A 12,364-nucleotide genomic window follows, 5' to 3' on the forward strand; every position below is an offset into this window, starting at 1 on the left:
CCGGGGTGGTGTAATTCGGTGAGCGCCGCCGGGCGTCACCGCCATTCCTTCTCCCGAAACCATTTCGTGATGACGTATTTGACCCCCGCGCGTACCTTCATTCCGTGATGCAGCGTGGCCGCGTTGAGCGATCCGTCCGCACGTCGGTTGTTCCAGGCCAGCAGCTTGCCCGTCTCCGGCTGGACGATCTTGTCGATCGCCTTGAAGCGGGTCGCGCCGCCCGCCTCGGGCTGGTTGAGATAGACCATGACGGTCCACGTCCGGTTGCCCGCAACCCCGCAATAACGCTGATAGTCGACGCCGTTCGGCTCGAAATAATCGGTGTGTCCCTTGAACTCCTGCCCGACCGCGTAGCGCTGCCCCTGCAACGGCTCGCCATGCGCCGGGTCGAGCCCGGTCAGCGCGAGGATCCGGCGTTCGACCTCGATGACCACCAGGTCGCTCGCGGACAGGTCGCCCGTCTCGCTCGTCCGATAGCTCGCATCGCCGTTCGAATCGGAGATCGTCGACGGCCGTCGCACCGCATCGATCCGCTCGATCAACGCCGCGCACAGATCCGCCGGCAGGAAATCGCGGCGCACGAACAGATCGAGCTTCGCGCTCGGCACGCGTTGCACCCCCGGCACCGACAGGCGCGCGATGATCGGTTCGGGAGGCAGGCCGGAGCCGCTGGTGGGAAGATGCTCGGACATCCGCGTCTTCTGCCAAGCCGAACGGCATTGCGCCACCCCGCGGAATCGGCGCCGACGACGCGCAAGGCATTGACGCGGAATTGTAACATGGCATGCCTACGCGACGAGATGCGGGGAATTGGGGTGGATCGCGCATGCGATTGAAGCTGGACGCGCGGGCGCGCCGTATCTTGCGGCGTATGCCGGTTGTGAATGTCTATAGTGTCGTCGAACTCGCGCTGCTGGCCGGGCTTGCGGTGCAGTGCGCGCGGCTGGCCTGGACGATCGTCACGCCGATCACGCCGCTCGGCGACTGGCGCCCGGCCACGCCGATGGTCGTCGGTGCGCCCGCCGACATCCTGCGCGGGTTCGATCCGTTCTTCCGTCTCGGGGGTGCCGCGGGCCAGCCCGCCACCGTCACATCGCTGCAACTCACGCTGTTCGGCACGCGCATGGACGAGGCGATGGGCCGCAGTTCCGCGATCATCGCCGGCCCCGACGGCGTTCAGCAAAGCGTGGCGATCGGCGACGAGATTCAGCCCGGCGTGCGCCTCAAGGCGGTCGCGTTCGATCACGTCACGATCGATCGCGGCGGCGCGGATGAGGATCTGTTCCTCGACCAGTCCGGCGCCGTCACGCCGGTCGTCCCCGGTGCAGCACCCGCAGGGGCAGCTTCGCCTGCGATCGGCATCCCGGTCTCGCAACTGCGCACCGAGATCGGCTTCATCCCGCGGATCGATGGCGGCCGGATCAGCGGGCTCACCGTCCGCGCGCAAGGGTCGGGCGCTGCCTTCCGCGCGGCGGGGCTCAAGGACGGCGACGTCGTGACCTCGATCGGCGGCCGTCCCGTCTCGGGCCCCGGCGATCTCGACCGGATCGCCAAGGATTTCGCGGGCGGCGGCAACGTCCCCATCACCGTAGAACGCGGCGAGGATACCCTGCCGCTCGCCATCACGATCGCGCCCCCCAAATGAAAACGGCCCAATGAAAAAGCTTCTTCTCGGTCCGGTCGTCGCGCTCGCGTTGGCGGTTGGCGTCCATGCGCAGACCACGCTCAACGTCCGTGACGCCGATATCCGCGCGTTCATCGCCGATGCTGCGAAGGTCACCGGCCGCACCTTCATCATCGACAACCGCGTCGCCGGCAAGGTGACCGTGGTCACCGATCGCCCGCTGTCGCGCTCCGAATATTTCGAGGTCTTCCTCTCGACGTTGCGCGCCAACGGCCTGATCGCGGTGCCGACCTCGGGCGGTGCCTTCCGCGTCCAGCCGCTCGACAACGCCGCGTCGCAGCCGAGCCGGATCGGCGTCGCGGGCGCCGCGCGCAACAGCTATGTCACCGAGATCGTCCGCCTCCGCGCGATCGATGCGCAGTCGGCGGTCGAAACCGTCCGCCCGCTCGTCAGCGCGCAAGGCTCGGTCAGCGCGAACCGCGGCGGCAACAGCCTCGTCATCGTCGACTTCGCCGACAATATCCGCCGGATTCGCGAGGTCCTGCGCCGGATCGACGCCGACACCTCGTCGACCCGCGTCGTCGCGCTCAAGAACGCCAGCGCGAAGGAAATCGCGACCGCGCTCCAGGGGCTGATCGGCACGGGCACCGGCGGCGGGCAGGGCGGTGCGGCCGCGACCGGACCGAGCGCCTCGGTTGTCGCGGTCGAGGGCTCGAACGCGGTCGCTCTGCGCGGCGATCCGACCACCGTCGCCCGCCTCGCGCAGGTCGCCGCCGACCTCGACCAGAAGGCGCGCAACGGCACCGAGATCAAGGTCGTCTTCCTCGAGAATGCTGACGCCGAGCAGTTGCTGCCGGTCCTCCAGGAACTCGTGGGCCAGACCCCGACACAGCCCGTCCAGACCGCCTTGTCGCGCTCGAATTTCGGATCGAGCAGCACCAACGGGGCATCCGGCGGCCAGTCGAACATCTCGCAGCCACAGGTCAACCAGTCGATCCCGAGCTCGGGCGGGTCGGGTGGCTCGGGGCAGCCAGCGATCACCGCGGCCGGGGGCAAGACCGCCGCGGTCGTCACGCGTTTTGCAGGGGCGAACGCGATCGTCATCGCCGCGCCCGCCGAGATTCAGCGCCAGCTCAACGAGGTCGTCCGCCAGCTCGACATGCGCCGCGAACAGGTGCTGGTCGAGGCGATCGTCGCCGAAGTGTCGGACACGACGGCGCGCACGCTCGGCGCGCAGTTCATCGTCGGCGATCCGAGCGGCGGCGCGTTCGGCGCATCGACCTTCTCGAATTCCGCGCCCAACATCCTGCAGATCGCCGGCGCGATTGGCGCGACCCAGCTCAGCACGTCGAAAACGACGACGAACAACACCGACGGCAGCACGACGACGACCGAGACCACCAGCGGCGCGGCCGATACGCTGCAACAGTCGGCGATCAGTTCGATCCTGGCCGCGACCGGCGGGTTCGGCGGGTTCGGCGGCAAGATCGGCAGCACCTTTTTCGGCGCGATCATCAACGCGGTGAAGAGCGACACGCAGTCGAACCTGCTCCAGGTCCCGCACCTCGTCACGCTCGACAACCAGGAGGCGCACAGCCTGGTCGGGCAGGAGATCCCGATCACCACGGGGCAGGCGCTCAGCACCAATTTCGACAACGCGTTCCGCACCACGCAGCGCCAGAATGTCGGCATCGAGCTGACCGTGCGGCCGCAGGTGAACTCGAGCGGCACGGTGAAGCTCAACCTCCGCCTCGAAGTCAGCTCGATCGCGGGGCCTGTCTCAAGCGACAACAGCGACCTGATCCTCAACAAACGCGAGGTCGAGACCGTCCGCACCGTCGACGACGGCCAGATCGCGGTGATCAGCGGCCTGCTCGACGACAATGAGCGCCGCACGATCGAGAAGATCCCGCTGCTCGGCGACATCCCCGTGCTCGGCCATCTGTTCACGTCGAAGGCCAAGCAGCGCTCGAAGACCAATTTGATGATCTTCATCCGCCCGACGATCCTGCGCACCGCGGAGGACAGCCGCAAGCTGACCGAGCAGCGCTACGGCTATGTCCGGCTGCAACAGGGCTTGCAGGATCCGGGTGCCGAGCCGTCGATTGACCAGCTCGTCCGCGATTACATGGGCGCGGCGCCGCCGATCCCGTCGGCGCCGATCCCCGGCAGCATCGAGGACCCCCGCGTCGCCGTGCCGGTGCGCACCTCGACGATGGTCGTGCGGCCCAAGCGATGATCATCCGCGAAGGCCATGAGATCGCGTCCTCTGCTCCCCTCCCGCCTGCGGGAGGGGTCGGGGGAGGGGCTGCCTTACTCACGGACGGCGCCATCGAGGGATATGTCATTCCCTCCCCCAACCCCTCCCGCGAGCGGGAGGGGTGCATTGACCTTCCCCAGATCACCATCCCCTACGCCTTCGCGCGCAAGTTCGGCGTCGTCGTCGACCACACCGACACCGATTCGCACCTGACAATAGCCATGCGCGCCGGCGCGGACCCCAAGGTCCTGCTCGAACTCCGCCGCTATCTCGGCCGCCCGTTCGACGTCGGCTTCGTCGAACAGGTCGCTTTCGATCGCCTGTTGTCCAACGTCTATGCCATGGACGGCCAGGCCAACGCGCTCGCCGCGGTCGGCATGGGCGACGAACTCGACCTGCTCGCGGGCGACATGCCGACCGCGGAGGATCTGCTCGACACCGCCGACGACGCGCCCGCGATCCGGCTGATCAACGGCATCATCGCCGACGCCGCGCGCAACGGCGTGTCCGACATCCATATCGAGCCGTACGAAAGCGGCCTGGTCGTCCGCATGCGGATCGACGGCGTGCTGCGCGAGACGCTGCGAATGCCGCCCAACGTCGCGCCCGTCGTCGTCAGCCGCATCAAGGTCATGGCGCGGCTCGACATCGCCGAGCGGCGCGTACCGCAGGACGGCCGCATGGGGCTGACGCTGGGCGGCAAGCTGCTCGACGTCCGCGTCTCGACGCTGCCGAGCCGCGCTGGCGAACGCGTGGTGCTGCGTATCCTCGACAAGGAGAATGCCGGCATCGACCTCGAAGCGCTCGGCCTCCCGCCCGCGCTGTTCGCGCTGCTCAACGAAGCGCTGAGCGAACCCAACGGCATCATCCTCGTCACCGGCCCGACCGGCTCGGGCAAGACCACGTCGCTCTACGCCGCGCTGCGCCTGCTCAATGACGGCAGCCGCAACATCCTGACCGTCGAGGATCCGGTCGAGTACGCCGTCGACGGCGTCGGCCAGACGCAGGTGAACCCGAAGGTCGGGCTGACCTTCGCGGCGGGCCTGCGCGCGATCCTGCGCCAGGATCCCGACGTCGTCATGGTCGGCGAAATCCGCGACCGAGAGACTGCCGAGATCGCTGTGCAGGCGTCGCTCACCGGCCATCTCGTGCTGTCGACCGTCCACACCAACGACGCGATCGGCGCGATCACCCGCATGCGCGACATGAAGGTCGAGAGCTTCCTGCTCGCGTCCACGCTGCGTGCGGTGATCGCGCAGCGTCTTGTCCGGCGGCTGTGCCCGACCTGTCGCAAGGCGGTGCCTGCGTCGGACACGGTCGCGCCGATGCTCGGCATCGCCCCGGACGCGGTCGTCTACGTCGCGCAAGGCTGCGAGGACTGCAACCAGACCGGCTATAAGGGCCGCATCGGCGTGTTCGAAGCGGTCCGCATCGACGACACGATCCGCCGGCTGATCAACACCGACGGCCACGAATCCGAGATCGTGGCGCACGCCTTCGCCAAGTCCCCGAACCTCGCGCAATCCGCGCGCGATCTCGTCCTAGCCGGCCAGACCACCGCCGAAGAAGCCGTCCGCGTCTCGCGCCGTGACACGACCGAGGTCGTCGAGGAAACAGCCGGTGCATAGCGCCCGGCAAATCCTCCCCGGCACGGGGAGGGGGACCAGCGCAGCTGGTGGAGGGGGGGCGCCACGCCCGCACTGCCAGCCGCATACCGCCACCACGCCGCATGCACGATCGCCACAACCGGAACGCGCGCGGCCAACCCCCTCCACCACCGCTATGCGGCGGTCCCCCTCCCCGTGCCGGGGAGGATGATGGCGGACTTCGATTATCTCGCGATCGATACGAAGGGCGCCGAACGCCGCGGCCACGTCGCCGCGGCCGACATCGACGTCGCGCGCGCGACGCTCGACGCTCGCAAGCTGTACGTCGTCAAGATCACCCCCGGCGCCCCGCCACAGGCAACCAAGGGCCGCCCGCTGTTCGGCCTCCAGCTTGGCACGCCGAAGATGTCGGGCAAGAATCTCACGCTGTTCACGCGCCAGCTCGCCACGCTCAACCGCGTCTCGCCGCTCGAGGAATCGCTCCGCACGATCACGCGCCAGACCGAGCAGGACAGCGTCCGCGCGATCGTCCAGCACGTCCATGCGGGCGTCGTCGAGGGCCGGCGCCTCGCCGACGCGATGGCGCGCGAGCCGAAAAGCTTCCCGCCGCTCTACCGCGCGATGGTGTCCGCGGGCGAGAGCTCGGGCTCGCTCCCGACGATCCTCGATCGGCTCGCAGCGTTGCTCGAACGCCAGGCCGAGATCCGCGGCAAGCTGATCACCGCGCTCGCCTATCCCGCGATCCTCGCGCTGGTCGCGCTGGGCGTCGTCACCGCGCTGATGATGTTCGTCGTGCCGCAGGTGGTCGAGCAGTTCGACACGGTGGGCCAGCAGCTCCCGCTGCTGACGCGGATGGTGATGGCGTTCTCGGCGTTTCTGGTCGGCTATTGGTGGGTGATGCTGCTGGTCGTCGGTCTCGCCGCGCTGGGCGGGTGGCAGGCGCTCAAGGACCCCACGATCCGGCTCGCCTTCGACGGCTGGCTGCTCCGCATCCCGTTGCTCGGGCGACTGCTGCGCGATCTTCACGCCGCGCGCATGGCACGCACGCTGGGCACGATGGTCGCCAGCCGCCTGCCGCTGCTCGACGGGCTGAACCTCACCGCGAGCACGATCCACAATCGCCGGCTGCGGCTTGCCTCGGACCAGATCGTCGAGGCGATCCGCGGCGGCGGCAGCCTGTCCGCCGCGATGCGCCGCGCGGGCGTCTTCCCGCCGCTGCTGACCTATCTCGCAGCATCGGGCGAAGCGGCGGGTCGCCTCGACGAGATGCTCGAACGCGCCGCCGACTATCTCGAACGCGAATTCGACCGCTTCACCGCCACCGCACTGTCGCTGCTCGAACCGCTGATCATCGTCGTGATGGGCGGCATCGTCGCGACGATCGTGCTATCCATCCTGCTCCCGATCCTCCAGCTCAACACGCTGGCAGGCCAATGAGGTTTCGTATGCGTCAAGAAGTCAAAAAACGCCGGCGCGAAGCCGGTTTCACGCTCGTCGAGCTGATGGTGGTGATCGTCATCATTGGCCTGCTCGCCACGATCGTCGCGCTCAACGTGCTGCCCTCGGGCGACACCGCGCGAATCCAGAAGGCCAAGGCCGACATCGCGCAGATCGAGGGCGGGCTGGAACTCTACAAGCTCCAGAACATGACCTTCCCCAACACGTCGCAGGGGCTGAACGCACTCGTCACCGCGCCCGCAGGCCTCACCGATCCCTCGCGCTATCAGCGTGGCGGGTATCTGAAGAAGCTGCCGAACGACCCCTGGGGTCGCCCGTATCTCTATGCGTCGCCCGGCACGCATGGCGAGGCCGACGTCTGGACCTTCGGGGCAGACGGCAAGGAAGGCGGCGAGGGGATCGATGCCGATATCGGCAGCTGGCAGTAAGTCCTTGGACTGGGTCCCCGCCTGCGCGGGGACACTTTCGCGTCGCCGCGAAAGTGGCTTCACGCTGGTCGAGCTGATGGTCGTCGTCACGATCATCGGCCTCGCCTCCGCGGTCGCCGTACTCGTCATGCCGGACCCGCGCGGCCGCGTCCTCGACGAGGCGACGCGGTTCGCGTTGCGCACCCGCGCCGCGCATGATTCCGCGATCGTCGAGGCGCGCCCGGTCAGCGTCTGGGTCAGCGGCGGCGGCTACGGCTTCGATCGGCGGCTATCCGGTGGCTGGACCCCGATCGCCGAGAAACCGATGCGCGTCGAACGCTGGAACGAGGGTACGCGCGCCAGCATCGGCGACAGTAGCGGCCGGATGCGCGTCACGTTCGATCCGACCGGGCTCGTCGATCGCCCCGCCGAGATCCGCCTCGATCGCGGCGGCGTCGCGGCGACCGTGCATATCGACGCCGACGGCAGCGTGCGCGCCGATGCCGGCTGACGGCCATCCGGGCGAGGGGGGCTTCACCCTCATCGAGATCATGGTCGCGCTGGCGGTGTTCAGCCTGGCCGCGATGGCGCTTGTCCGTCTCGAAAGCACGACGATCCGCGGCGCCTCGATCCTCGACGAGACGCTGGTTGCGCAGATGGTTGCGCGAAACGTCGCGATCGACGCGGTGACCGACGCGCAGCCTCCGACCGCGGGGCGAGTAACCGGCGTCGAGACGAACGGCGGCCAGCCCTGGACCTGGACCCGGCAGGTGAGCGCGCTCGGCGGATCGCGCGTGCTGCGGATCGACGTGTCGGTCGCGGATCGGTCGGGCACGCAGCTCGGCCGCCTGACGATGGTCCGCCCCGCTCCCCGGACCGCGACGTGATGCGACCGCGCAATGAAGCCGGCTTCACGCTGATCGAGGTCATGGTCTCGCTGATGATCTTCGGCATGATCGCCGCGGCGGGCGTCGCGATCCTGTCGTTTAGCGTCCGGGCGCAGAGCAGCACCGGCGCCAAGCTTGACGATATCGGCGCGCTCACCCGGACGATGTCGATCCTGTCCGCCGATCTCGCCCAGGCCGCGAACCGCGCCACCCGCGACGAGGCCGGAACGCGCGTCCCCGCGTTCGTCGGGGAGAGCGGATCGGGCGTGACGCCGATGCTCCGCCTCGTCCGCGCGGGCTGGAGCAACATCGACGGCGCCGCGCGGCCCAGCCTGCAGAAGATCGCCTACCGCGTCGACGCCGGCAGTCTCCAGCGGATCGCCTACCCGATGGTCGACGGCGCGCAGGGCCTCCCGCCCGCCGCGCTCCTGACGCGGGTCCGCCAGGTCGCGCTGCGCTACCGTATCGCGGGCGCCTGGAGCGATCGCTGGGATGGCGCGAGCGGCACGCCCTTGCCCGACGCGATGGAGCTCCGCATCGTCCGCGACGACGGCACGCAGTTCCGCCAGATGTTCCTCGTCGGCACCGGCTATGTCCCGGCGCGAACCGAGGACACCGGCCCGGCCGTGACACCGCCTGCCGGCGCCCCCTCGCAGGAGACGCCCGGTGCGCGCACCTGATTGCGGCGACATCTCGCGCGGGCAGGAACGCGGTGCCGCGCTGCTCACCGTGCTCATGCTCGTCGCGATCATCGCGGTGATGGCGGGCGCCGCGCTCGAGAAGCTGCGGCTGTCGACCCGGCTCGCGGGGAACGCCGCGACCGGCGAACAGGCGCGCGCCTATGCGTTTGCCGCCGAGACGATGGCGCTCACCCGCGTATCCAACCTGCTCGGGCAGAGCCCCAAGCGAGTCACGCTCGCCGGCAACTGGAGCAACACGCCGTTCGGCCTGCCCGTGCCCGGCGGCTTCGCGACCGCGCGCGTGCGCGACGGCGGCAACTGCTTCAATCTCAACGGGCTCGTCATGCAGGCGCAGGGCGCACCCGGCACCTACATCACCAATCCCGAGATCCGGCCGCAGTTCGTCCGGCTGATGCGGTTGCTCGACGTCCCCGTCCAGGTCGCCGAACAGATCGCGTCGGGCACCGCGGACTGGATCGACAGCGATCAGGACCAGCAGGCGATGGGCGCGGAGGACGGCGCGTATCTGGGGCGCGAGACGCCCTATCGCACCGCGGGCACGCTGATGAGCGATCCGAGCGAACTGCGCCCGGTCGCGGGCATGACGCCTGCGATCTACACGACGCTCAGGCCCTGGATCTGCACCTTGCCGATCGCCGAGCCGTCGCCGATCAACGTGAACACCTTGCTTCCCGAACAGGCGCCGCTGTTCGCGATGCTGTATCCCGACACGCTCCAGGTCGGCAGCGCGCAGCAGATACTGCTTCGTCGCCCGCCGCAGGGCTATGCGGACGTCGGGGCGATTACGAAGGCCGCGGCATTGCAGGGGGCGGCCAACCTAGCCCCCGGTGCCGTCGCCACGGTGAAGTCGACATGGTTCACGCTCGATATCGACGTGACCCTGGGCAGCACGCAGATGCAGGAACGCGCGCTGATCGACGCGAACCGACTTCCCGCGCAGCTCGTATCGCGGCAATGGGGCGAGCCATCATGACCACGCTGTTATTCCTTCCCACCGGCGAGACCGGATATCGCTGGATGCGCGTCGTCGACGCGCGCGTGGCCGGGGAGGGGGAGGGCATCCCGGAGACCGACGACGCGACGATCGCGGTGGCGCCCGCCGATGCGGTGACGCTGCACTGGGCGGAGCTGCCGTCGCGATCGGTGGCGCAGGCGATCGCGGCCGCCCGCATCCTCGCCAGCGAGGCGAGTGCATCGCCGCTCGCCGAACTCCATGTCGCGGTCGGCGACGAGGGCGCGAGCGACCGGCCGATCGGTGTCGTCGGCGTGGCCACGATGCGCGACTGGCTGCGCATGCTCGCCGACGCAGGTGTCGATCCGATCGCGCTCATCCCCGCCCCGATGCTCCTCCCACGACCCGAAGAGGGGTACGCGCGCGCCGAGCTCGCCGGCAGCGGGGTGGTACGCGGCACCTCCAGCGGGTTCGCCGACGAAGCCCGGCTGACCGATCTGGTGACGGGCGGTACCGCGCCAGCGACGATCGACCGCGACACGCTGGAGGCCGCGATCGTCGCGGCCGCCGCGTCGCCGCCGCTCGACCTGCGGCAGGGGCCATTCGCGCGTCGTCGCCGGTTCGCGATCGACTGGGCGCTGATCCGGCGACTCGCGCTGCTGTCGCTGACGATTCTCGCGGTGACGCTCGCAATCTCGCTCGTCCGCATCGCCAAGTTCAGCTTCGGTGCCGACGCGCTGGAGGCCGAGGCGGACACGGTCGCGGTGACGGGCCTGCCGCGCGGCGAGACGGTGGTCGATGCCGCCCGCCAGCTCGACGAGCGTCTCTCGCGCGTCCGCGGGCCGGGGCTCGGCTTCACCACCACGACCGCTGCGGTGTTTGCCGCGGTCCGCGCGACGCCCGGCACCGAAGTGACCGCGCTCGATTTCCAGGCGAACGGCGATCTGCGGCTGTCGGTCGCGGTCGAACGCGAGGCGCTGGCGACCGATCTCAAGCGGGCGCTCGAGGCCGCGGGCTTCGATGTCCGCGCGGGCGTGTTCCAGTCGGTCGCGGGCCGCGTGACGGGTGAACTGACGATCAGCCCAGGGCCGGGAGGTGGACGATGACCGGACTTCGTAACTGGTTCGAGGGCCGCTCGCTGCGGGAGCGGCGGTTGCTGCTCGTCATGGCGGCGCTCGCGGTGCTGACATTGCTGTGGGCGCTGATCATCCGTCCGGTCGGCGACGGCCTGTCGAGCGCGCGCGAACGTCATGCCAATGCCGTCACGCGGCTCGGCGAGACTCGCGCGCAGGTCGCGACGTTGCGCGATATCCAGCGGAACCGCGCGACGCCGTTGACCGGCACGCTGGCCGACGCGGTGCGGGCGGAGGCCGATCAGGCCGGTTTCGCGCTCGCCACGCTCGATCAGGACGGGGCGGACCGGGTGCGTATCGGTATCCAGTCGGCGCGTCCCGGCGCGCTCGTCGCGTGGCTGGCACGGCTCGAACGCCTCGGCATCCTCGTCGATTCGGTGGCGATGACCGACAAGGGCGACAAGACCGTCGGCGTCGCGCTCACGCTGAAGGCGCGCGCAGCATGAGGCGGATTCGTTTGCGCACTGGCCCCGCCGCACTGTTCGGAATGATGCTGCTGGTCGCGCTGATCGTCTTCCTGCCGATGCGCGCGGTGCTCGGCTGGACCGGCATCGGCGACGAAGGACTGGTCGCGCGGCGCGTCTCGGGCACGATCTGGGGCGCCACGCTCACCGAAACGCGGTTCGGCGATCTCGCGCTGGGCGATCTCCACGCGCGGCTTTCGCCGCTGCCGCTGCTCGTCGGCCGCGCGACCATCGTCTTTTCGGGGCCGGACTCGGTAACGGCAAAGCCGCTGCGCGGATCGGCGAGCGTCAGCCGGCACGGCTTCGGTGTCGACCACATGACCGCGACGGTCGCCACCGGACGGCTGTTCGCACCGGTGCCCGTCGCCGCGCTCGATCTCGACGACGTGTCGGTCCGGTTCCGCGACGGCCAGTGCGACGCGGCCGAGGGCCGGGTCCGCGCGACGCTGGCGGGCGACGTCGGCGGGATCGCGTTGCCGCAATCGGTCAGCGGCACCGCGCGCTGCGACGGCACCGCGCTGCTGCTGCCGCTGGCGAGCCAGGCCGGGACGGAAAGCATCGCGCTGCGGATCGAGGGTGCGGGCACCTACCGCGCCGAATTGTCGCTGCGTCCGTCCGATCCGCTCGCGGTGCAGAAGCTCGAACAAGCCGGGTTCGTGGCAGGGCCAAACGGGTACCGGCTCGCGATCGAAGGACGTTTTTGACAGATTTGTGCAAGTCGGCGGTTGACGGATGACGCCGACCCCCGCTAGGGGCGACGCCTACGCGGCGGTCGTAGTTCAATTGGTTAGAGCGTCGGCTTGTGATGCCGGATGTTGCGGGTTCAAGTCCCGTCGGTCGCCCCATTTTTTCAGTATTTTCAAGGAAGCCC

General features: G+C 69.4%; 13 protein-coding genes and 1 tRNA gene. 13 read left to right on the forward strand and 1 reads right to left on the reverse strand.

The window, feature by feature from the left end:
- Positions 1-35: 35 nt before the first annotated feature.
- Entirely contained in the window at positions 36-692 is a 657-nt protein-coding gene (locus tag C8J26_RS07835) for a prolyl hydroxylase family protein (RefSeq protein ID WP_107957416.1), read from the reverse strand.
- A 134-nt stretch (positions 693-826) separates the two neighbouring features.
- Here C8J26_RS07835 and C8J26_RS07840 point away from each other — a divergent pair, with 134 nt between their 5' ends.
- The 13 genes from C8J26_RS07840 to C8J26_RS07900 all read left to right on the forward strand — a co-directional run bounded on the left by C8J26_RS07840 (position 827) and on the right by C8J26_RS07900 (position 12,338).
- Positions 827-1,645 carry a type II secretion system protein N gene (locus C8J26_RS07840; protein WP_056417816.1) on the forward strand — a complete coding sequence of 273 codons (819 nt, stop codon included), beginning with the start codon at positions 827-829 and terminating at the stop codon, positions 1,643-1,645.
- Between the two features lie 10 nt (positions 1,646-1,655).
- Positions 1,656-3,863, forward strand: coding sequence for a type II secretion system secretin GspD (gene gspD, locus C8J26_RS07845; RefSeq protein WP_107957417.1), 2,208 nt, complete (start codon positions 1,656-1,658; stop codon positions 3,861-3,863).
- The gene (locus C8J26_RS07850; protein WP_107957418.1) at positions 3,860-5,512 is read left to right on the forward strand and encodes a GspE/PulE family protein; all 1,653 of its coding nucleotides are present in this window, start codon (positions 3,860-3,862) and stop codon (positions 5,510-5,512) included. The genes gspD and C8J26_RS07850 overlap by 4 nt, the downstream gene beginning before the upstream one ends.
- Before the next feature lie 189 nt (positions 5,513-5,701).
- Entirely contained in the window at positions 5,702-6,928 is a 1,227-nt protein-coding gene (gspF, locus tag C8J26_RS07855) for a type II secretion system inner membrane protein GspF (RefSeq protein WP_056418524.1), read from the forward strand.
- Positions 6,929-6,936: 8 nt separating this feature from the next.
- The gene (gspG, locus tag C8J26_RS07860; protein ID WP_235527951.1) at positions 6,937-7,377 is read left to right on the forward strand and encodes a type II secretion system major pseudopilin GspG; all 441 of its coding nucleotides are present in this window, start codon (positions 6,937-6,939) and stop codon (positions 7,375-7,377) included.
- A 4-nt stretch (positions 7,378-7,381) separates the two neighbouring features.
- Positions 7,382-7,867 carry a GspH/FimT family pseudopilin gene (locus tag C8J26_RS07865; protein WP_279628937.1) on the forward strand — a complete coding sequence of 162 codons (486 nt, stop codon included), beginning with the start codon at positions 7,382-7,384 and terminating at the stop codon, positions 7,865-7,867.
- A complete protein-coding gene (gene gspI / locus C8J26_RS07870; protein ID WP_056478690.1) occupies positions 7,857-8,243 on the forward strand; it encodes a type II secretion system minor pseudopilin GspI in 387 nt (128 codons plus the stop codon). Before C8J26_RS07865 ends, gspI begins: the two co-directional genes overlap by 11 nt.
- Positions 8,243-8,923, forward strand: coding sequence for a type II secretion system minor pseudopilin GspJ (gene gspJ / locus C8J26_RS07875; RefSeq protein WP_107957420.1), 681 nt, complete (start codon positions 8,243-8,245; stop codon positions 8,921-8,923). Before gspI ends, gspJ begins: the two co-directional genes overlap by 1 nt.
- Positions 8,910-9,917 (forward strand): type II secretion system minor pseudopilin GspK, encoded by a 1,008-nt coding sequence (gene gspK / locus C8J26_RS07880; protein WP_279628938.1) that lies wholly within the window; start codon positions 8,910-8,912, stop codon positions 9,915-9,917. The genes gspJ and gspK overlap by 14 nt, the downstream gene beginning before the upstream one ends.
- Positions 9,914-11,002, forward strand: a complete 1,089-nt coding sequence (gene gspL, locus C8J26_RS07885) for a type II secretion system protein GspL (RefSeq protein ID WP_107957421.1) — start codon at positions 9,914-9,916, stop codon at positions 11,000-11,002. Before gspK ends, gspL begins: the two co-directional genes overlap by 4 nt.
- The gene (gspM, locus tag C8J26_RS07890) at positions 10,999-11,475 is read left to right on the forward strand and encodes a type II secretion system protein GspM (RefSeq protein WP_055878142.1); all 477 of its coding nucleotides are present in this window, start codon (positions 10,999-11,001) and stop codon (positions 11,473-11,475) included. Before gspL ends, gspM begins: the two co-directional genes overlap by 4 nt.
- Entirely contained in the window at positions 11,472-12,197 is a 726-nt protein-coding gene (gspN, locus tag C8J26_RS07895) for a type II secretion system protein N (RefSeq protein WP_107957422.1), read from the forward strand. The genes gspM and gspN overlap by 4 nt, the downstream gene beginning before the upstream one ends.
- Positions 12,198-12,261: 64 nt before the next feature.
- Positions 12,262-12,338 (forward strand) — tRNA-His (locus tag C8J26_RS07900).
- The last annotated feature ends 26 nt before the right edge of the window (positions 12,339-12,364 follow it).

Source organism: Sphingomonas aurantiaca, from assembly GCF_003050705.1.
Taxonomy (GTDB): domain Bacteria; phylum Pseudomonadota; class Alphaproteobacteria; order Sphingomonadales; family Sphingomonadaceae; genus Sphingomonas; species Sphingomonas aurantiaca.